The 17,967-nt window shown below is 66.1% G+C and carries 21 protein-coding genes and 1 pseudogene; 8 read left to right on the forward strand and 14 right to left on the reverse strand.

Annotation, left to right across the window (positions count from 1 at the left end):
- The first annotated feature begins 54 nt into the window (after positions 1-54).
- The 3 genes from NOF53_RS24145 (at position 55) to NOF53_RS24155 (ending at position 2,538) form a co-directional block, all read left to right on the forward strand.
- Complete coding sequence (locus NOF53_RS24145; RefSeq protein WP_255973570.1) at positions 55-297, forward strand: phosphopantetheine-binding protein; 243 nt, start codon at positions 55-57, stop codon at positions 295-297.
- Positions 294-1,130 carry a siderophore-interacting protein gene (locus tag NOF53_RS24150; RefSeq protein ID WP_255973572.1) on the forward strand — a complete coding sequence of 279 codons (837 nt, stop codon included), beginning with the start codon at positions 294-296 and terminating at the stop codon, positions 1,128-1,130. Before NOF53_RS24145 ends, NOF53_RS24150 begins: the two co-directional genes overlap by 4 nt.
- 64 nt (positions 1,131-1,194) lie before the next feature.
- Positions 1,195-2,538 carry a YhgE/Pip domain-containing protein gene (locus NOF53_RS24155; protein WP_255973574.1) on the forward strand — a complete coding sequence of 448 codons (1,344 nt, stop codon included), beginning with the start codon at positions 1,195-1,197 and terminating at the stop codon, positions 2,536-2,538.
- Position 2,539: 1 nt separating this feature from the next.
- Here the strand turns inward: NOF53_RS24155 and NOF53_RS24160 are convergent, their stop codons facing one another.
- Positions 2,540-2,749 (reverse strand): hypothetical protein, encoded by a 210-nt coding sequence (locus tag NOF53_RS24160; RefSeq protein ID WP_255973576.1) that lies wholly within the window; start codon positions 2,747-2,749, stop codon positions 2,540-2,542.
- A 118-nt stretch (positions 2,750-2,867) separates the two neighbouring features.
- On the opposite strand from NOF53_RS24160, the gene NOF53_RS24165 reads away from it, so the two are divergent.
- Both NOF53_RS24165 and NOF53_RS24170 read left to right on the forward strand, forming a co-directional pair.
- Positions 2,868-4,412: a bifunctional 3'-5' exonuclease/DNA polymerase gene (locus tag NOF53_RS24165; protein WP_255973578.1), complete on the forward strand. Its 1,545-nt coding sequence runs from the start codon at positions 2,868-2,870 to the stop codon at positions 4,410-4,412.
- Positions 4,413-4,494: 82 nt separating this feature from the next.
- Entirely contained in the window at positions 4,495-6,723 is a 2,229-nt protein-coding gene (locus NOF53_RS24170; RefSeq protein WP_255973580.1) for an MMPL family transporter, read from the forward strand.
- Positions 6,724-6,807: 84 nt separating this feature from the next.
- Here NOF53_RS24170 and NOF53_RS24175 read toward each other — a convergent pair whose 3' ends face one another.
- Positions 6,808-7,203, reverse strand: a complete 396-nt coding sequence (locus NOF53_RS24175; protein WP_255973581.1) for a hypothetical protein — start codon at positions 7,201-7,203, stop codon at positions 6,808-6,810.
- Between NOF53_RS24175 and NOF53_RS24180 the strand changes: the two genes are divergently transcribed.
- Positions 7,190-7,780, forward strand: coding sequence for a TetR/AcrR family transcriptional regulator (locus NOF53_RS24180; protein WP_255973583.1), 591 nt, complete (start codon positions 7,190-7,192; stop codon positions 7,778-7,780). The genes NOF53_RS24175 and NOF53_RS24180 overlap by 14 nt on opposite strands.
- A 46-nt stretch (positions 7,781-7,826) precedes the next feature.
- On the opposite strand, the gene NOF53_RS24185 is transcribed toward NOF53_RS24180, so the two are convergent.
- From NOF53_RS24185 to NOF53_RS24200, 4 genes are read right to left on the reverse strand one after another with little or no spacing between them, the layout of a single operon-like run.
- Complete coding sequence (locus NOF53_RS24185; RefSeq protein WP_255973585.1) at positions 7,827-8,681, reverse strand: DNA-3-methyladenine glycosylase family protein; 855 nt, start codon at positions 8,679-8,681, stop codon at positions 7,827-7,829.
- The gene (locus NOF53_RS24190) at positions 8,678-9,283 is read right to left on the reverse strand and encodes a methylated-DNA--[protein]-cysteine S-methyltransferase (RefSeq protein WP_255973587.1); all 606 of its coding nucleotides are present in this window, start codon (positions 9,281-9,283) and stop codon (positions 8,678-8,680) included. The genes NOF53_RS24185 and NOF53_RS24190 overlap by 4 nt, the downstream gene beginning before the upstream one ends.
- Positions 9,280-9,771: an RNA polymerase sigma factor gene (locus NOF53_RS24195; RefSeq protein WP_255973592.1), complete on the reverse strand. Its 492-nt coding sequence runs from the start codon at positions 9,769-9,771 to the stop codon at positions 9,280-9,282. The genes NOF53_RS24190 and NOF53_RS24195 overlap by 4 nt, the downstream gene beginning before the upstream one ends.
- Positions 9,762-10,274: a methylated-DNA--[protein]-cysteine S-methyltransferase gene (locus NOF53_RS24200; RefSeq protein WP_255973594.1), complete on the reverse strand. Its 513-nt coding sequence runs from the start codon at positions 10,272-10,274 to the stop codon at positions 9,762-9,764. The genes NOF53_RS24195 and NOF53_RS24200 overlap by 10 nt, the downstream gene beginning before the upstream one ends.
- A gap of 137 nt (positions 10,275-10,411) precedes the next feature.
- Between NOF53_RS24200 and NOF53_RS24205 the strand changes: the two genes are divergently transcribed.
- Positions 10,412-10,966: a ribulose 1,5-bisphosphate carboxylase large subunit gene (locus NOF53_RS24205; RefSeq protein ID WP_255973596.1), complete on the forward strand. Its 555-nt coding sequence runs from the start codon at positions 10,412-10,414 to the stop codon at positions 10,964-10,966.
- A gap of 7 nt (positions 10,967-10,973) precedes the next feature.
- Here the strand turns inward: NOF53_RS24205 and NOF53_RS24210 are convergent, their stop codons facing one another.
- From NOF53_RS24210 to NOF53_RS24230, 5 genes and pseudogenes are all read right to left on the reverse strand, one after another.
- On the reverse strand, positions 10,974-11,711 hold the full coding sequence (locus NOF53_RS24210; protein ID WP_255973598.1) for an SDR family NAD(P)-dependent oxidoreductase: 738 nt from the start codon (positions 11,709-11,711) through the stop codon (positions 10,974-10,976).
- Complete coding sequence (locus NOF53_RS24215; protein ID WP_255973600.1) at positions 11,708-12,733, reverse strand: phosphotransferase family protein; 1,026 nt, start codon at positions 12,731-12,733, stop codon at positions 11,708-11,710. The genes NOF53_RS24210 and NOF53_RS24215 overlap by 4 nt, the downstream gene beginning before the upstream one ends.
- Positions 12,730-13,941 carry an acyl-CoA dehydrogenase family protein gene (locus NOF53_RS24220; RefSeq protein WP_255973602.1) on the reverse strand — a complete coding sequence of 404 codons (1,212 nt, stop codon included), beginning with the start codon at positions 13,939-13,941 and terminating at the stop codon, positions 12,730-12,732. The genes NOF53_RS24215 and NOF53_RS24220 overlap by 4 nt, the downstream gene beginning before the upstream one ends.
- A gap of 99 nt (positions 13,942-14,040) precedes the next feature.
- On the reverse strand, positions 14,041-14,658 hold the full coding sequence (locus tag NOF53_RS24225) for a TetR/AcrR family transcriptional regulator (protein WP_255973604.1): 618 nt from the start codon (positions 14,656-14,658) through the stop codon (positions 14,041-14,043).
- Between the two features lie 25 nt (positions 14,659-14,683).
- Positions 14,684-15,254, reverse strand: a pseudogene (locus NOF53_RS24230) (hypothetical protein); the annotation flags it as partial.
- Positions 15,255-15,487: 233 nt separating this feature from the next.
- Between NOF53_RS24230 and NOF53_RS24235 the strand changes: the two are divergent.
- Positions 15,488-15,955: an SRPBCC family protein gene (locus NOF53_RS24235; RefSeq protein WP_255973606.1), complete on the forward strand. Its 468-nt coding sequence runs from the start codon at positions 15,488-15,490 to the stop codon at positions 15,953-15,955.
- Here the strand turns inward: NOF53_RS24235 and NOF53_RS24240 are convergent.
- The 3 genes from NOF53_RS24240 to NOF53_RS24250 form a co-directional block, all read right to left on the reverse strand.
- A complete protein-coding gene (locus NOF53_RS24240) occupies positions 15,952-16,941 on the reverse strand; it encodes an NADPH:quinone oxidoreductase family protein (RefSeq protein ID WP_255973608.1) in 990 nt (329 codons plus the stop codon). The two genes, NOF53_RS24235 and NOF53_RS24240, sit on opposite strands and share 4 nt — an antisense overlap.
- Before the next feature lie 4 nt (positions 16,942-16,945).
- Complete coding sequence (fabG, locus tag NOF53_RS24245) at positions 16,946-17,704, reverse strand: 3-oxoacyl-ACP reductase FabG (RefSeq protein WP_255973610.1); 759 nt, start codon at positions 17,702-17,704, stop codon at positions 16,946-16,948.
- A partial coding sequence (locus NOF53_RS24250; RefSeq protein WP_255973612.1) for an acyl-CoA dehydrogenase family protein occupies positions 17,701-17,967 on the reverse strand: 267 nt, incomplete at its 5' end. The genes fabG and NOF53_RS24250, both read right to left, overlap by 4 nt.

Genomic DNA, 17,967 nt, shown 5'->3' on the forward strand with positions numbered 1-17,967 from the left:
GTCGCCGAAGCGGCTCAACGAGTCGAGATCCGAGCGACGAACCGGAGGAAACCAGTGAGCTCTGCCCCGAAGACCGCACTCAGCCGTGGCCGTATTCGCGAGGATGTCGCCGACATCCTCGGCGTCCCGGTTGCCGAACTCGATGATTCGGCGAACCTTCTCGACGAGGGAATGGACTCTGTGCGCGTCATGGCGCTGGTGGAACGGTGGCGGACGGCCGGCGTGGCCGTCGATCTCGTCGACCTCGTCGGGGAGCCGACCCTCGACGCCTGGTTCGACGTCACGGCCGCCCGATGAGCACGCCTCGGCTCCCGCTCGTCCTGCAGGTCGCAGACATTCACCCGGTCACCCCGCGGATGACGTGCGTCCGCTTCGCCGGAACCGAGGTGCTCGACTACGCCGCTGGATCGTGCGTACCCAACATCAAGTTGTGTTTCCCGCATCCGGTACACGGCCTGCTGCTTCCCGACTCCGACGCCGACGGCCGTTACCGGTGGCCGGACCCCGAGGGACGGCAACTCGTACGCACGTACACAGTGCGGCGGCTCAGCCGGGAAAACGCGGAACTGGACGTGCATTTCGTCGACCACGGCGACGAGGGCGTCGCAGCGCGGTGGCTCCGGGGCGCCGCGCCCGGGGATCGGCTGGGCGTGCTCGGCGGCGGCGGAAAATCGATCCGTCCCGCGCGGTGGTACCTGCTCGCGGGCGACGAGTCGGCACTTCCCGCCATGTCCGCCATCCTCGAGGATCTCCCGGTGGACGCGTCGGGACGCGTGCTGATCGAGGTCGCCGACGAGCTCGAGCGGCACGATCTGCGCCATCCGGCCGGTGTCGAGGTGGAGTGGCTGTACCGGCACGGTGGCGGCAGTCGGCTCGCCGAGAACGTCCGGGCCGCTCCCCTCCCGGCGGACCGATCCGCGATGTTCGCGTGGGTGAGTGCCGAATCGGCGACCGTCCGCGAACTCCGCCGATACCTGCGCACAGAGGCCGGGCTCGATCGTTCGCAGGTGCTGCTCATCGGATACTGGCACCGCGGCATGTCCGAATCGGCATACAAGGCGGCCGCCGACAACGACCGCGACCCAACCGAGTCCTCGGGTCGGACCGGCATTGCGCGGACCACCGCCTAGGCTTGACCCGGCTGGTCGGGCCTGCGGGGCGGCCCGATGTCGACACGGGAGGACGCGAGGGGCGATGGCACACGAGACGAGCGGGGCCGGCAAGAAAAACGTGCTCCGGACACCACGCTTCTGGATCGCCCCGCTGCTGCTGGTGTCGATCGTCATGTCGCTGCTGGCCGCGCTGTACATGGGCGGCATGCTCGACCCCACCAAGAATCTCGACCATTTCCCGATCGCGCTCGTCAACCAGGACGAGGGTGATGCACTCCCCGGCTCGACTCCGCCCCAGCAGCAGAACCTCGGTGACCAGATCGAGGCGGGACTGATCGACGGTGTCGACCCCGAGAAGGTGGAACTTCGGCGAATCGGGATCGCCGAGGCGCAGTCGGAACTCGACAACGGTGACCTCTACGGTGCCATCGTCATTCCGAGCGATTTCACGAAACGCACGTTCATCCTGGCGCAGGCGAGTGTGATTCCCGGTGACGTGGAGCGGCCGGTCATCACCGTATACACCAATCCGCGGGCGGGAACGATCAGTGCCAATCTGGTGTCGAACATCGGTCAGATGGCGATGGACAAAGCCAATCAGACGATGGGCGAGCAACTCACGGCCCAGGTGACCCAGCAGCTCGCGGCCACCGCACCCGACGCCCAGCTGTCGGGCGCCAGCCGACTTGTCCTCACCGACCCCATCGACGTGCGGATCGTCGCCCACAACCCCCTGCCCGAGGGCACCGGCTACGGTCTGGCAGCATTCTATTACGCCCTGCTCCTCGTCCTCGCGGGCTTCACCGGCGCCACCATCGCGAGCACTCTCGTCGACGGCATGCTGGGATTCACCCCCACCGAGATCGGGCCCCTGTACCTGCACAACGAGGCCGTGCCGATTTCACGTTTCAACACCCTGCTGGTCAAGTGGGCCGTCATGACGCTGCTCGCGGGGATCGTCTCCGGGCTGTACCTCTGGATCAGCTCGGCACTGGGATTACCGATCACCGACCCGCTGGCCCTGTGGGAGTACGGGGCTTTCGCCATCGCTGCTGTGGGCATCACGGCGATGTCGGTGATGGCCGCGTTCGGCAATCTCGGGCTGCTCATCAACCTCATGATCTTCGTCGTCCTCGCGTTGCCTTCCTCGGGGGGCACCATCCCTCTCGAGGCTGCACCGCGCTTGTATACCTGGCTCGGCGAGTTCGAGCCGATGCACCAGATCTACATCGGTGTGCGCGCCATCTTGTACTTCGGCGCGAAGGGCGACGCAGGGCTCATCCACGCAGTGTGGATGACCGCCGGCGGTCTGCTCATCGGCCTGATCTTCGGGGCTGCCGTCACCCGCTTCTACGACCGGAAAGGTCTGCATCGCCGGCACAAGGCGCCGAGCGCACCAGAACCCGTGCTCGCGGGCGGGGAGTGAATCAGGCGGACGAACTCGACCAATACGTTCCGAACTGCTCATACCAGGGATGCGGGGCCGGGACGGCCGCCAGGATCCGGTTGACGAACTGATCGGCATCGCCGAGTTCGGAAGCTTCGACTCCCCGCGCCTTGTAGTCGGCGAATGTGCAGTGGAGTCCGGCGATCACCTTGTCGGTCACCGTCCGCTCGAACTCCTCGATGGTTGCCATCGAATGCGCCTCCTTCCAGCGAGAAGCGTCTCGCTTCAGTGTACTGCCCTACCTGCGGGTTTCCTCGCTACCGACGGCGGCGTCCCAGCCTGTCGGAGGTGGGGAGCAGACTGGGCCCGTGAGAGTGGTGATGGTTCCGGGCGCCGATGGTGGTGCGACGACGATCCGCACCGATTCGGCCGGAGTTCCGCTCGAATCGCCACGCCGTCACTCCGACGCCAGCGCTGCGGTCCGCGACATCGAAGCCGCCGATCATCCCCGCTGGATCTGGACGAGCACCGCGGCCGTCTACACCCCATTGCTGAAGGCCGGAGTTCGAGTCGGGCGTTGTCACGACCTCGCCCTCACCCACGCGATCCTGAGCATGCGCGACGGCGTCCCGGCGGCGCCCACCGAGGAACCGCTCACCGACGATCGCCTCGGCCTGTTCGATGCCGCGCCGGTCGCGGATCCGGAACACGTGGTGGCCGGCTTCGCCGAACAACGGAGGACGATCGGCACCGATTCCCGGCTGGATCTGCTGGTCGCGGCCGAGTCGGCAGGGGCGCTCGCCGCCGCGGAGATGAGCTTCGACGGATTGCCCTTCTCCGCCGCCGCCCATAAGGCTTTCCTCGAAGCCGCACTGGGGCCGCGGCCGGTGGGGTACGACCTTCCGCAGCGCATCCAGAACGTCTCCGCCGAGATCGGTGCGGCCTTCGGCCGCAGCATCAACCCGGCGTCCCACGTGGAGGTCATCGACGCCTTCCGCCGCGAGGGCATCGAACTCGTGTCGACGCGGAAGCATCTGCTGCGCGAGATCGAGCACCCCGCCGTGCCCTTCCTCCTGCATCACCGCGATCTGTCGAAGTTGTTCAGCACCAACGGCTGGCAGTGGCTCGACAGCTGGGTACGCGACAACCGCTTCCGGCCGGTCTATGTGCCTGGTGGTGTCGTGTCGGGCCGCTGGGCGAGTCGTGGTGGTGGGGCTCTGCAGATCCCGAAGCCGCTGCGTTCGAGCGTGATCGCCGACCCGGGCCACACCTTCGTCATCGCCGATGCGGGTCAGCTCGAGCCGCGCATTCTGGCGGCCATGTCGGGTGACCCGCGCATGGTGGCAGCGGCCGGTGCGGACGACCTCTATGCACCGGTGGCCGCAGAGACGTTCGACGGTGACCGGGCCAAGGCCAAGGTGGCGATCCTCGGCGTTCTCTACGGCGCCACGGCAGGTGAGGCCCGTTCGCTGCTCACGCTGTTGCGCACGCGTTTCCCCGTCGCGGTCGAGTACGTGGAGAAGGCCGCCCGCGCGGGCGAACGCGGTGAGGTGGTGCATTCATGGCTCGGCCGGGCCTGCCCACCGCCGGCACCCGACTTCTGGTCACACGGTGACGCCCGTTCGCGTGGCCGGTTCACCCGAAACTTCGTGGTGCAGGCCACCGCCTCCGAATGGGCGCTCTGTGTCCTCGGCGATCTGCGACGCCGGCTCGCCGGCGATTCCGACAGCGAACTGGTCTTCTTCCAGCACGACGAGGTGATGGTGCACACCCGGAACCCGGAGTCGGCTACCCGGCACGTTCTCGCCGCCGTCGACGTCGCCACTCGGCTTCTCTTCGGTGACACACCGGTGCGGTTCCCGATGGATGTGGCGGTGCGGGACTGCTACGGCGAGAGCTCCATCGAGCCCTGAGCACGCCGATTTCCGGTGTCGCCGATGGGCTCCGCGTGGTGTACTGGGACCCATTGCTGGTGGGGGCGGCGAAGGAGAACCCATGACCAAGTTGGATTCGACGGACCGGGGCACAAGCGGCGGGGCGTCGCGCAAATTCCGCTGGCCTGCGTTCACCATCGTGGCCATCGCGATCATCGCATTCTTTGCCGGGGGATTCGGTGGGTCGTTCCAAGGAAAGCTGACCGAGGTCCAGAAGAACGACAACGCCGCCTACCTGTCCAGTACCGCTGAGTCGACCGTCGTCACCAACGAGTCATCCAAGTTCCTCACGGTGGAGACCATCCCCGGTTTCGTGCTGTTCCACCGCGACACCGCGCTCACCGACCAGGACAAGGCTGCCATCGCGCAGGCCCGCGAGAACATTGCCACTGTCGAGGGCGTCGACGCGGAGGGAATGTCGCAACCCCAGTTCTCCGAGGACGGCACCACCGCGTCGATCTTCGTTCCCCTCGTCGCCAAGGAGAACGGCACTGCGGTGGCAGGTGACGTGCTCGCCACCACCGAACAGGATGTGCTTACCGCGGCCGAGAACGCAGCCGGTGGTCTCGAGGTGCTCCCCGCCGGACCCGGTGGTCTGCTCGTGGCCTTCATCGATGCGTTCGCCGGACTCGACGGCGCCCTGCTCGGCGCCGCTCTGCTTGTCGTCGTTCTGATCCTGCTGGTGGTGTATCGGTCACCGGTGCTGTGGTTCTTCCCGCTGTTCTCGGCGTTGCTCGCCCTGGGACTGGCATCGATGGTCATCTACTTCCTCGCGAAGGCAGAAGCTCTCACGCTCACCGGGCAGAGCCAGGGCATCCTGTTCGTCCTGGTGATCGGCGCGGGCACCGACTATGCCCTGCTCTTGATCTCTCGGTATCGGGAGGAGCTCCATTTCTATCCCAGCCGATTCGACGCGATGGCGAAGGCCTGGCGGGAGTCTGCTCCCGCCATCACGGCGTCCGCAGTCACTGTCATTCTGGGTTTGCTGTGCCTGACATTTTCGGAGCTCAATTCCAACAAGAGCCTCGGTCCCGTGGCAGCCATCGGCATCGCCTGCACGTATCTGGTGATGATGAGCTTCCTTCCGGTGGCTTTGGCTGCGGCGGGCCGGTGGGTGTTCTGGCCACGCAAACCTCTGGTGGACGAAGCAGCGGATCTCACCACCCACGGTCTGTGGGGCAAGATCGCCGCCCAGGTCGGCAGCAAGGACCGCCCGTTCTGGATCGGTACGACGGTGCTGTTGGCCGCACTGTTCCTGGTGGGCATCGGCAGTCTGAAAACGGATGGGCTGTCGTCCGCCGAAAACTTCACCAACCGCCCCGACGCCGTCGTCGGGCAGGAACTCTACGACTCCAAGTTCGATCCCGGAGCCGGCGCTCCCGCCGTGATCGTCACCAACGCCGCGCAGACGCAGGCAGTCATCGACGCAGTCAGCGCGGTCGACGGGGTGTCGAAAGAGCCCGGCGCAGTATGCCCACAGGTCGATGTCGAGAAGTTGTCAGCACTTGTCAAATCGAACCCCGAGGCGGTGGCGTCAGCCGCAGCGGGACAGACCGGCTGCCCGCCCGACTTCCTCATCGCGGCACCGATCGACGGTCGCATGGTGGTCAACGCGACGCTCGCCGACTCGTACGATTCCCCGGAAGCCCTGGCGACCGTGGAGCGGTTGCGTGAGACGGTGCACGCCGTGCCCGGCGCCGACGGCTTGGTCGGCGGAAGCACGGCAACCACGCTCGACGTGCAGACGGCGTCCGTGCACGACCGGAACCTGATCATCCCCATCGTGTTGGTCGTCATCTTCCTGGTGCTCGCCGTGCTCCTGCGCGCGTTGCTCGCACCGGTCATCCTCATCGCCACGGTGGTGTTGTCGTTCGCAGCCACTCTGGGAGTGTGCGGGTTCTTCTTCACACACGTCTTCCACTTCGCCAACGCCGATCCGGCGTTCCCGCTGTTCGCGTTCGTCTTCCTCGTGGCACTGGGTATCGACTACAACATCTTCCTGATGACCCGTGTGCGCGAGGAAACCCAGGAAAACGGGACCCGGTCGGGCGTTTTGCGCGGACTGGCGGTCACCGGTGGCGTGATCACGTCCGCCGGTGTCGTCCTCGCTGCGACGTTCGCCGTGTTGGGTGTACTTCCTCTGGTGTTCCTCGCCGAGGTCGGTTTCGCGGTGGCCTTCGGCGTGCTCCTCGACACAATCATCGTGCGCAGCATCCTCGTTCCCGCCCTCTCGCACGACATCGGCAAGAAGATCTGGTGGCCGTCCGAGTTGGCGAAAGCGAAGGACTAGAAGTAAAAGGCCACAACGTTCGTGGCGCCGGTGGCGAGTTCTCAGATGTGTGGCTGCGCTCAGCCGGGGAATGACGGCGTCGAATCAGAGAAATCGCGCGATGATCGCTGCCGTGTTCTGATCCGGTGCGTCTTCCTGGATGAAGTGCTTCGCCTGCGGTAGCTCGACGACGTCAAGATCGGTGAACGCGGCACGAATCCGCGGGAGACACGTTTTCGGCCGGAACACCATGTCTCGCATTCCCCACACCGCCAAGGTCGGCTTGTCTCCGAGGAGTGCGGGCACGTCGTGTTCGAGCCGTTCCAGTAGGGGGCGCGCGGAGAGGATCTGTTCGGGCATGACGGCTAGTGCACGTCGGGCTTCTGCAGTGGGCTGGACCATTCGGTAGTGATCGGCCTCGGCAGCTGTCAGCGCGGGGCCTGCCTTGCCGAGCAGGAACTGCTCCACGAGTAGGTTCCGTTCGAGGATGCGACGCTGCATCGGGCGGCGGGAGACAATCGCCGACAGCGGTATCCGGATCATCGCCCGCGATGGCGTTCGCGCTCTGACCCACCGCGCCGTCGACCGCGAGGCGCGGATACCGCAGGGATCGACCTCGTACCACGCAAAGACGCGGGCAGCGCTGATGGAACTCATCGTCGACGCGCTCACCGCCCGCTCGAAGGCTGACGCCGACGAGCTCGCTGCCGCGCTGGACACGACATTCGAGGGCGAACGCCACCTTGACTCCGACCAGCTTGCCGCGCTGATCGCGGGACTCATCGAGACTCTCGCGGCCCGACGCGATGACATGAGAGCCCGCTACGCCCTGATGCTCGAACTCGATGATGCGTCACACCTTCGGCGGCAGCTGACGAACCAGTCCGAGGTGCACACCGTCACCCGACAAGTAGCGGCTTCGGCCCTGACCAGGGCAGGTCTCCCCAACTCGAATGCGCGTGTCGAAGAACTGCTCGCCCTCACAGACTCGCTGGTGTTCTACCGAACTGCCGTCAACGAAACTGTCTCGCTGCGAAGCGTTCTTGCCGCATTCCTACGCGGCACTACTCCCCCTTAGCGGACACGAGACCACTGCGCAAGCGTAACCTCCTGTCCCGCAACAACTAGAAGGCTTCTGCGGTCCACAGGTGGAAAAGGGCATACGCACGCCACGGCCGCCACGCCTCGGCGACAGCGGTGGCGTCACTGCCCTTGCCGACTCCGAGTGCACGTTTGAGAACGAGGTCGTCGGCCGGAAAGGCATCCGGGTCGCCGAGCACTCGCACCGTCAGATAGTCAGCCGTCCACGGTCCGATCCCAGGCAGTGCGAGTAAGCCGGCCCGGAACTCCACCGGTTCGGTGTCGGAGTCGAGCGGCAACCCGCCCGCGGCGGCCTCGGCCAGCGCATGCACGGTACGCGCCCGGGCTCCGGTGAGACCGATCGCCGAACGCAACTCCTCCGGCGACCGGTCCGCCAGCACCTCGGGTGTGGGAAACGCACAGAAGTCGCCGTGCACAGGCCGCCCGTACGCGGCGACCAGCCGGGCACCGAACGTCCGGGCCGCGGCGAGCGACACCTGCTGCCCCAGCACCGTGAGGATCGCGGTCTCGAAGCCGTCCACGCAGCCCAGCCGCCGCAGCCCCGGTCGCAGCGCCACCAGCGACGCAAGTTCAGGGTGCCGGCCGAGTGCGGCGTCGATTGCCAGCGGGTCTGCGTCCAGGTCGAGCCAGCGGCGCACGATATCGGTCAGCTCCCCGACATCTGCGGAATGCGCCGGGACCATGTTGGCCTCGACATGCCGGCGCTCGGGGCGAACGACGACGGTGACCAAGGCGGGTCCGTGGGCAGCATTCACCACTCGCGTGTGGGCTCCGGTGTCGGGGTCGTGCCGCTCGAGACCGGCGACGGTGTGTGCCCGCAATGCACTCCACAGCGGAGCGTGCGTGAAGGGGTCGCGATAGGGCAGGAGAACCCTCACGCTGCGGCCTCCAACGTCAGCAGAAGGGATTTCGCTTCGGCCCCGCCCACGTACTGGCCGAGGCTGCCGTCGCTGCGCACCACTCGGTGACAGGGCACCACCACGGGTAGAGGATTGGTCGCGCAGGCCGTTCCGACGGCCCGAACGGCACGGGGACTGCCCGCCGCAGCCGCCACGGTGGCGTAGCTCCAGGTCTGGCCGTAGCGGATCTCGGGTAGGTGGGTGAGCACCTCCCGTCGGAAACCTCTCGCAAGGCGGAAGTCGAGAGGGACGTCGAATGACGTGCGTTCCCCCAGGAAGTATTCCTCGAGTTCGCGGGCAACCGCGTCCAGCCGGGCGGGCGCACGGAGCATCCGGGGACTGATCTGCTCGGCGAGCTTCTGCAAAACCGCATCGTGCCCCTCACCGGCGAAGGCGACCCGCACCAGGCCACGGTCGGTCGCGGCAAGGAGCAGCGAACCGACGGGACTGTCCACGGTTCGGTACGCGACATCGAGCAGTCCGGCGTCGTCGGCGGCGGCGGCGAGCCGGGCGCGGAGTCGGCAGTCGACGTCGGATTCCGACACGGACAAGGCGTCGATGATGTCCGGGATGGTGTTCATCTGATTTCTCCACTTACCGAGATCGAGCGCGACTTGCGCAGTGCGGCAATACCATCGGATGCCGCTCGCCTGGCAGCATCAGGCGAATTGCCGAGAATCACCGCGATGTCGGCGTAGGGCAGTCCCGCCAGGTAGCGGTAGGCGACGGCGGCGCGCTGCTTCATCGGCAAGGCGCCCACCGCCTCCCACAATTCGGGGTCGCCACTTCCGGGCAGCCCGCGGTCGGTGGTCTGCTCGGGAACGTGATCGGTCGGAACGGCCCGGCGGCCGCGGGCCCGGATGTGATCGAGCGCCTTGCGGTGCGCGATGGTCACGAGCCAGGCCTCGACATTGCTTCCCGGCGGCAGATCGGGGTACGCACGCAGGGCCGCGAGGAACGTGTCCGACCACGCGTCCTCGGCGTCTACCGGGCCGACCACCGCCCGGCAGACCCGCAATACCGTGGGGCCGTGCTCGGCTACGATCTGCTCGAACGGAATCAGGCCCATCGGTTCAGCCGGATCCCCGCCCGCTGCGCTTCACGGTTCAGCAGGAAACGCTTGCGGTCGAGGCCGCCCGCGTACCCGGTGAGGCTGCCGTCGGTGCCGACGACCCGGTGACACGGAACGATGATGCTGATCGGATTCTTGCCGTTCGCCGCGGCCGCCGCGCGGATTGCCGTCGGGCTGCCGAGCGATTCCGCCAATTCCCGATACGTCCGCGTCTGCCCGTACGGGATAGTCCGGAGCGCGTCCCATACCCGTCGCTGGAACGGCGTACCGCGGGCGGCGAGGGGCAGCGTGAACTCGGTACGTCCGCCGTCGAAATACTCGGTGAGTTGGGTCGCGGCGGCGTCGAAACCGCCCTCGTCCCGTTCACCGAATGTGGCGACATCGGGCTGATGCCGGTGTTCGACCATGTAGACGCCGCTGAGGACCCCGTCCACGCTGACCAGCGTCAGGGGACCGATCGGGGAATCGATGACGGTGTGTGCTGCTCGCTCGGCATTCACGGGAACAATCCTTCCAGGTGTGTTGACCTCTGACAGGTAGACGCCTGGGAACGCCGAAACGTGAGACTTCGTAACGCCCGAGTCCCACGAGGTCCGTTGCGGGACGTCCGCGCGAAGGCATCAGGCAGGATGTGGGAATGGCTCTCGTATTCCCCGGCCCCGACGACCTCGTGCGCACCGCCACGGGTCTGGCCCGCTGGTCGATGGACACTGCCGGTCTCGCTGCCTCACTTCCCGACCGGATCGGCGCCCTCCTCGACCGAGTCGAGGTGCTCATCACTCGGATCGAGGCGATCAGCGAACGGGCAGAGATGGCCGTCGCCAAGGCGAACGAGGTAGCCGACCGAGCCGCTACCGTCGTCACCTCGACCACGGAGGTGTCCAATTCGGCTCAGACGCTGATCGGCCTGTACGAGCCGCTCGCGACCAAGGCGGCGCCGATGGCGGCACGGTTCGTCGACGACCTGTCAGAGGAAGAGATTCATGCGGCGATCGGGCTGGTGAATCATCTGCCCGAACTGACCCTGCGTATGGAGGGTGTGCTGCCCATCCTAGCCAGCCTCGACACGGTGTCCCCGGAGATTCACCTTCTTCTCGAGGAGGTGCAGGGCGTGCGTCAGGCGATCCAGGGCGTCCCCGGATTCAAGTTCTTCCGTAAGCGCGGCGAAGCGAAAGGGGACGACGAGGACTGACGACCGCTCAGGCTCGGTACCCATCCGTTCCCGCGCGCCCGACGACGATCTTGGGCACCATCGCGCGGGACGACAGTCGCAGCAGGGCGTCCACCAGTTCGACGATGTCATCCACCTCGATCATCGACTCCGGCGGAATCTTGTCGTGGATCCACGCAGACATGTCGGTGTCGACGAACGCGGGAGCCAGTGCGGTGGCGGAGACTCCGTTGCCCGACTCCTCCACGTTGAGTGTCTCGACCAGTGACATCAGGGCGGCTTTGGTAGCCCCGTAGACGGCCAGTCCCGCCTCTGCGTACACGCCGGTGATCGAGGCCAGGGCGATAACCTTGGCGCCCTTCGCCGGGTTCTCCCTCGCGGCCGTCCGGAGCATCGGCAGCGCCTGTTGCAGCAGGCTGAACGGGGCCCGCAGATTCACATCGACACTCTTGCCGAAGCGGCGCATCGGAAACTCGCCGATCGGCCCCGCCGTCCCCACACCTGCATTGAGCACCAACGCATTCAAGGCGCCGAACGTGTCGGCATGCGCGGTCACCACCCGGCCGGCAGAGGCCTCGTCGGCGAGGTCGCCGGCTACGACGACGACCTCCTTCGCGCCGGCCGCGCGCAGCTCATCGGCCACGACTTCGAGACGCTCGGCGTCGCGCGCGCTGAGGGTAAGCCCATATCCCGCTTCGGCGAGGCGGGTGGCGATACCGAGCCCGATTCCGCGCGACGCACCGGTGATCAGTGCAGACCTGTTCATGCCGACTTCCCCTTCAGTGCGTGCAGTCCGGCGGCGACAAGCACGGGCACCGACTCACCAGCCTTGTCGAACCCCTCGGCGGCCGTGGCACCCGCGCGGTACCGGTGGTGGATTCCCTGGGCAATGACGGCCAGTTTGAAATTGGCCAACGCCAGGTAGAAGTTCCAGTTCTTCAGTTCGCGACCGGACGCCACGGTGTACCGCTGGGCCAGATCGTCGGCGGACGGCATCCGCGGACTCGTCCACGCCGCTGCTTCGCCGAGCACGAGGTCGAATGCCGGCTCCCGATAGACGCACATCAGAGCCACGTCGGTGAGGGGGTCGCCGAGAGTCGACAATTCCCAGTCCACTACCGCCGCGACTTTGGTCACGTCTCCGGCCGAGAGGATGGTGTTGTCGATCCGGTAGTCGCCGTGCACGATCGACGACTCCGATTGGGCGGGAACGGATTCTGCGAGAGCGGCGTGCAGGCGATCGACGTCCGCAGAGTCTTCGGTCTTGACCCTGGCCCACTGGCCGGCCCACAGCTTCACCTGCCGGGCCACGTATCCGTCCGGACGCCCGAATTCTCCCAGGCCGACGGCCGAATAGTCCACGTTGTGCAAGTCACCGATCACCCGGACCAATTCGTCCACGCACGAGTCGATCTCCCTGTCGGACAGAGCATCAAGCTCTGTCTGGGTGCGGATCACCTGTCCCGTGACGTGTTCGACAACAGTGAAAGGTGCACCCATCACGCTGTCGTCTTCACACAGCGCCACCGTGGCGGCAACGGGAACACTCGTGGCCTGCAGCGCCGAGGTGACCCGGAATTCGCGGGCCACGTCGTGCGCGGACGGGGTGAGCCCCGCAGTGGGCGGCCTTCGCAGCACCCACCGCGAGGAGTCGTCGAAAATTGCGTAGGTGAGGTTGGACTTTCCGCCCGAGATCAGTTCGGCCCGTAGTTCGCCGTCGAGGGGAACGCCGGACTCGGACAGGAACTTCTCCAGAGCAACGAGATCGAGCCCGCGATGCTCGGTCATGCGCCCGCCTCCCGCGCGGCCTTCTTCGCGGCGCCGATGACGCGCTTGGCGATCGCCCAGCGATGCACCTCGGACGGTCCGTCGTAGACCCGGAACGGACGCACCTCGCGGGACAGCCGGGCGAGCGGCAGGTCGCCGGACACGCCGAGACCGCCGCACATCTGGATCGAGCGGTCGACGATCCGGAAGATCGCCTCCGCGGCATACGTCTTGGCGATGGACGTGGCGTTACTCGCGTGCCCACCCTGGTCGAGCTCCCAGCAAGCTTGTGTCAACAACGCCCTGGTAGCGGCGATGTCGATCTCGTTGTCCGCGACCATCTTCTGAACCATGCCCAGATCGCCCAGCTTGCCACCGAAGCCTTCTCGCCGAGCGACGTGGGCCACCGCGACATCGTGACCGCGGCGCGCGGCACCGAGCCAACGCATGACGTGCGTCATCCGCGCCGGGCCGAGCCGCACCTGCGCGTACGCGAATCCCTGGTCCACCTCACCGAGCACACCGCTGTCGGGTACGAACAGGTCCTCGAAGAACACCTCGCAATGGCCCCCGATCATCGCCCGGTCGAGCGTGTCGATGTGACGCCCCACTTTCAGCCCGGTTGCGTCGGCAGGGGTGAGGAACATCGTGGCACCACCGCGGTCGCCGGGCTGCCCCGACGTCCGTGCGAAGATGATGAAGAATCCGGCACCGTCGGCGCCGGTGATGAAGTACTTGTGCCCGTTGATCTTCCAGCCGCCGGTCACTTTCTCCGCCCGGGTGGTCAACGCCGACGGATCGGACCCGGCGCCCGGGGAGGGTTCGGTCATGGCGAAAGCCGACCGCACGTCGCCGTGGGCGAGGGGAGCGAGGAATTGCTCCTTCTGCTCCGCACTGGCGATGTGCGCGAGCATGTGGACGTTGCCCTCGTCGGGCGCACCGATGTTGAGGGCGATCGGGCCGAACAGCGAGTAGCCGGCTTCTTCGAAGACCGGGGTGCGGTCTGTCATGTTCAACCCGTGTCCGCCGTATTCGACGGGAGCATGAGGGGCGAACACACCGGCCTCTTTGGCGGCCTTCTGCAGCTCGACCCGCAGGGCGTCGCCACCTGCCGCGGTGATGTCGCCGCCGTGTTCGTCCTCGACAGGCAGTACCACCTCACGTGTGAACGCCCTGGTCTTCTCGACCAGCGCCGTCACCTCCGGTGCATAGGTCAGATCGATCGCCACCACTACCTCCAGTCAGTACGAATGCCCGGGACCGACCGATCACTCGCTCGGTTGGAGCTGGGGTCGACGATCCCACAGGAATGCAGCCCGGTCAAGACGTCAGTCGACGGCACCCACCGTGCTACGTGCGATCACCACATACCGCTCGACGATCTCGTCGGGCGACAGCGGGCCGTCCTCCCGGTACCAGGTGGCAACCGAGACACACATCGTCACCACAGCGCGGCTCGCATCCTCGGGGAAGGGCGTCCGGAACAGGCCCGCGGTTACGCCGTCGCGCACGATGTCGTCGACCAGTTGCTGCTGCTCGTCCCGCAGCGCAATGTAGGCCCGCCTACTCTCCAGCTCCATGCTTCGCGTCTCCCGCGACGCGACGAACGACTGCTCACGCCGATACATATGAAATCGCAGGAGTGACTCGATCACCGCGTCGAACCGCTCCCCCGGAGTCGGCCCCGCCTCGGCGACGGCCGCACGACTGCGATCGAGCAGCTCGCGCATGACCGCATTGGTCAACCCCACGAGCAGCGCCTGCTTGGAGGGGTAATGGTGATAGAGACCGGGCACCGAAAGTCCAGCCCGGGAGGCGATCTCACGAATCGAAGCGCCGTCGTACCCTTTTTCGACGAACGCCGCCAAGGCGGCCGCCAGAACCTTGGACAATCCCTGGTCCGTGTACTCGCGCCACGAACTGGCTGCCGTGCCGTTAACCGTCATGGGACATACGGTAGAGCTTTCCTTCTCAGTAGTCGTCGTCCGAGTACACGATCAGCCCACGCAGCCTCTTCCCGTCCAGCATGTCTTGGTATCCCTCGTTGACCTGGTCGACGCGATAGGTCCGGGTCACCAACTCGTCGAGCTCAGGTTCCGTTGCGATAGAGGTCGAGGAGCGCCGGGATCTGCGACCTCGGGCCGACGCCGCCGAAGATGGCGCCCTGCAACCGTTTCTGCAGCGGAGTGAGCTCGAAGAGGCTGAGGGTGACCTGCGTTTCCCCGATCTGTGTGGCCGAGCCCCATCCGGTCGAGACACCGCAGCCGAGGAGCGCTGCTTTGTCCAGCGGGATGTCGTTCTCGATCTTGATGACCGACGCCTCGCTCACCGTCACGTAGGGCGAAAAGGTACCGAGCAGGCACATTTGCAGAACCGGCTCACCGCCCAGCGTGACCCGGAAGGTCTTGTCGGGGCAATGGCCTGCCCGGTGAGGAGACCAGCCCCTTCGTCGCAAATGTTCTGCATACCCTTCGCACACGAACGGCAGCGGTGTGGCTCCGGTTCGCAGATGCTCGTCGGAGTGGCACAGCCCTGATGCCGACCGCTGCTTTCGTCTTCACGGCGACTCCTCGAGGGAAAATTATGGCCTGGATCACACCTGCTTCGGAGTGGCCCGAACAGTTCCTGCCGTGCAGCAAAATCAGTCCGCCCACGACCGTCCCGAAACGAAGTGGGGACCCGGCGACGGCGTGCTTCGGTACCGGGAGTTCACTAGAGTCGAGCGAGGTCACCCAGATCGACAGTCATTTCCGACAGAGAGCCAGGGACCACCTGATGATCCACGTCCGTCACTCCGCGATAGCCGCCGTCCCCATCGACGTGGCGTTCACATACATAGACGACTACAGGACGGTCCCCGACTGGATGTTCGGCGTCTCGGAGTTTCGGCCCATCGGTGGATTCGACCAGGGTTTGGGGTCGACGTTCGATGCGTCGATTCATATCGGACCGACCACTGTGCGATCTCGCCTCGAGGTGACTGCCTGGGAAAAAGACCGGGTGATCACGCTGGCATCGCTCGACGGCGCGGCAAACTCCTCCACGTGGACCTTCTCATCGCTCGGGCCGGACAAAACCGAACTGGGCGTCGATTTCGCGTACAAGCTCCCCGGGGGTTTGGCCGGCAAGGCGCTCGGGCTCATCGTCGAACCGTTCGTGGAGACGGCCGTGAAGAACACCGAGGCGACCTTGCGGCACAACCTCGAGGAGCTGTACGAGAAACGTGACGTCGGCGGCAGCTAACGGCCCGGCGAGAAGGCCAGCCGGCCGACGGTCGTTCCCTCGCCGAGCCGGGCGAGTCCGTCCGCTACGTCGCTGAGTCCGAGGCGTTCGCTGATCATCGGCTTGATGTCACCGGCGTCGGCCAACCGTGTGAGCTCTGCGTGGCACTCTCTGATCGCCGCGGGGTCGTAAGCGTTGTACAGGCCCCAGTGCAGCCCGATGATCGAGTAGTTCTTGATCAGCGCATGGTTGAGCCCAGGCGACGGAATGGTGCCGCTGGCGAAACCGATCACGATGATCCTTCCCTCGAACGCGATGCACTTGGTGGACTTCGAGTAGGACTCACCACCCACCGGATCGAACACGACGTCCGCGCCGCGCCCACCGGTGTAGTCCTTCACCTTGCCGACGAAGTCCTCACTGTGCCGGTCGACGACGAGATCGGCGCCGAGTGCTCGGGTGTACTCGGCCTTCTCAGGGCCGCCCACGACACCGATCACCTTCGCGCCGGCCGCCTTGCCCAACTGCACAGCCGCGCTGCCCACTCCACCGGCCGCAGCCTGCACGAGAAGAGTCTCGCCCGCCTGCAGCTGTGTCCTCCGGTGCAGTGCGAACCACCCCGTCTGATACCCGATCGAGAGCGCCGACGCCTCGGCGTCGTCGAGGGCCTCCGGAGCGGGGAAGGCTGTCGCCACGGCCATGACGGCCAGCTCGGCGAACCCGCCGTTCGGCAGACTCGGCATGCCGATCACCCGGTCGCCGACCGCGAATTCGGTGACACCCTCGCCGAGACCCACCACCTCCCCACACAATTCCACCCCCGGAGTGAAGGGCAACGGTGGCTTGATCTGATACTCGCCCCGACACAACAGCACGTCCGGGAAGTTGGCGGGAGCCGCAAGAACCTTGACCAGCAACTCTCCCGGCTTCGGCTCCAGGTCGGCGACGTCCTCGAAAGTCAGGGCATCCCTTGGTTGCCCCACTTCGTGCACACGCCATGCCTTCATTCGATCAGTCCTTCGGTCCGCCGGCGACGTACACGACCTGCCCCGAAACGAATCCGGCGCCTTCGCTCGCAAAGAACGACGCGGTGTGGGCGATGTCCTCGGGCTGTCCGACACGATTGACCGGAATCTGTGACGCTGCAGCTGCTTTGAAGTCTTCGAAGCCCATACCGACGCGCTCGGCGGTGGCGGCGGTCATCTCGGTCTCGATGAAACCGGGGGCGATGGCATTCGCGGTGACGCCGAACTTGCCGAGCTCGAATGCCAGCGTCTTGGTGAATCCCTGCATACCCGCCTTGGCCGCCGAGTAGTTGACCTGCCCGCGGTTGCCGAGCGCAGAGGTGCTCGAGAGGTTCACGATGCGGCCGAACTTGGCGTCCACCATGTACTTCTGCACAGCGCGCGACATCAGGAAGGCGCCCCGCAGGTGCACGTTCATCACCGCATCCCAGTCGTCGACGGTCATCTTGAACAGCAGGTTGTCGCGGGTGATCCCGGCGTTGTTGATCAGGATCGTCGGGGCACCCAGTTCGGACGCCACCCGCTCGACTGCCGCAGCGACCGAGGCCTCGTCGGCGACGTTCGCGGCCACGGCCAGCGCCTCGCCGCCTGCGGACTTGATCGCGTCGACGGTCTCGGCACAGGCGGACTCGTCGAGGTCGAGGACGGCGACCGCGTAACCGTCGCTCGCCAGCCGCTTTGCGACGGCAGCGCCGATTCCCCGGGCCGATCCGGTGACGATGGCGGTTCTACGTTCCTGGCTCACTTGTTTCCTCCATGGTGGTTGTTGTCGGTAGTCGAACGATATTTGCGCAGTTCTTGTCTGGCGATGGAAAGCTTGTGCACCTCGTCGGGACCGTCGGCGAGGCGCAGCGTCCGCACATGGGCATACATCATTGCCAACGGGAAATCGTCGGTGACACCCGCGCCGCCGTGCACCTGAATCGCCCGATCGATGATCTTCAACGCAATGTTGGGCGCAGCCACCTTGATCGCCGCGATCTCCGTGCGCGCCTCCTTGTTGCCGAC

Source organism: Rhodococcus tibetensis, from assembly GCF_024438035.1.
Taxonomy (GTDB): Bacteria; Actinomycetota; Actinomycetes; order Mycobacteriales; family Mycobacteriaceae; genus Rhodococcus_F; species Rhodococcus_F tibetensis.

Excerpts from the sequence above, each read along its gene's own strand:
- NOF53_RS24235 (WP_255973606.1), top strand. The coding sequence starts at position 15,488 with ATGATCCACGTCCGTCACTCCGCGATAGCCGCCGTCCCCATCGACGTG.
- NOF53_RS24190 (WP_255973587.1), bottom strand. The coding sequence starts at position 9,283 with ATGAACACCATCCCGGACATCATCGACGCCTTGTCCGTGTCGGAATCC.
- NOF53_RS24215 (WP_255973600.1), bottom strand. The coding sequence starts at position 12,733 with ATGACCGAGCATCGCGGGCTCGATCTCGTTGCTCTGGAGAAGTTCCTG.
- NOF53_RS24195 (WP_255973592.1), bottom strand. The coding sequence starts at position 9,771 with ATGGGCCTGATTCCGTTCGAGCAGATCGTAGCCGAGCACGGCCCCACG.
- NOF53_RS24180 (WP_255973583.1), top strand. The coding sequence starts at position 7,190 with ATGCGACGCTGCATCGGGCGGCGGGAGACAATCGCCGACAGCGGTATC.
- NOF53_RS24175 (WP_255973581.1), bottom strand. The coding sequence starts at position 7,203 with ATGCAGCGTCGCATCCTCGAACGGAACCTACTCGTGGAGCAGTTCCTG.
- NOF53_RS24205 (WP_255973596.1), top strand. The coding sequence starts at position 10,412 with ATGGCTCTCGTATTCCCCGGCCCCGACGACCTCGTGCGCACCGCCACG.
- NOF53_RS24210 (WP_255973598.1), bottom strand. The coding sequence starts at position 11,711 with ATGAACAGGTCTGCACTGATCACCGGTGCGTCGCGCGGAATCGGGCTC.
- NOF53_RS24160 (WP_255973576.1), bottom strand. The coding sequence starts at position 2,749 with ATGGCAACCATCGAGGAGTTCGAGCGGACGGTGACCGACAAGGTGATC.
- NOF53_RS24170 (WP_255973580.1), top strand. The coding sequence starts at position 4,495 with ATGACCAAGTTGGATTCGACGGACCGGGGCACAAGCGGCGGGGCGTCG.
- NOF53_RS24240 (WP_255973608.1), bottom strand. The coding sequence starts at position 16,941 with ATGAAGGCATGGCGTGTGCACGAAGTGGGGCAACCAAGGGATGCCCTG.
- NOF53_RS24155 (WP_255973574.1), top strand. The coding sequence starts at position 1,195 with ATGGCACACGAGACGAGCGGGGCCGGCAAGAAAAACGTGCTCCGGACA.
- NOF53_RS24150 (WP_255973572.1), top strand. The coding sequence starts at position 294 with ATGAGCACGCCTCGGCTCCCGCTCGTCCTGCAGGTCGCAGACATTCAC.
- NOF53_RS24225 (WP_255973604.1), bottom strand. The coding sequence starts at position 14,658 with ATGACGGTTAACGGCACGGCAGCCAGTTCGTGGCGCGAGTACACGGAC.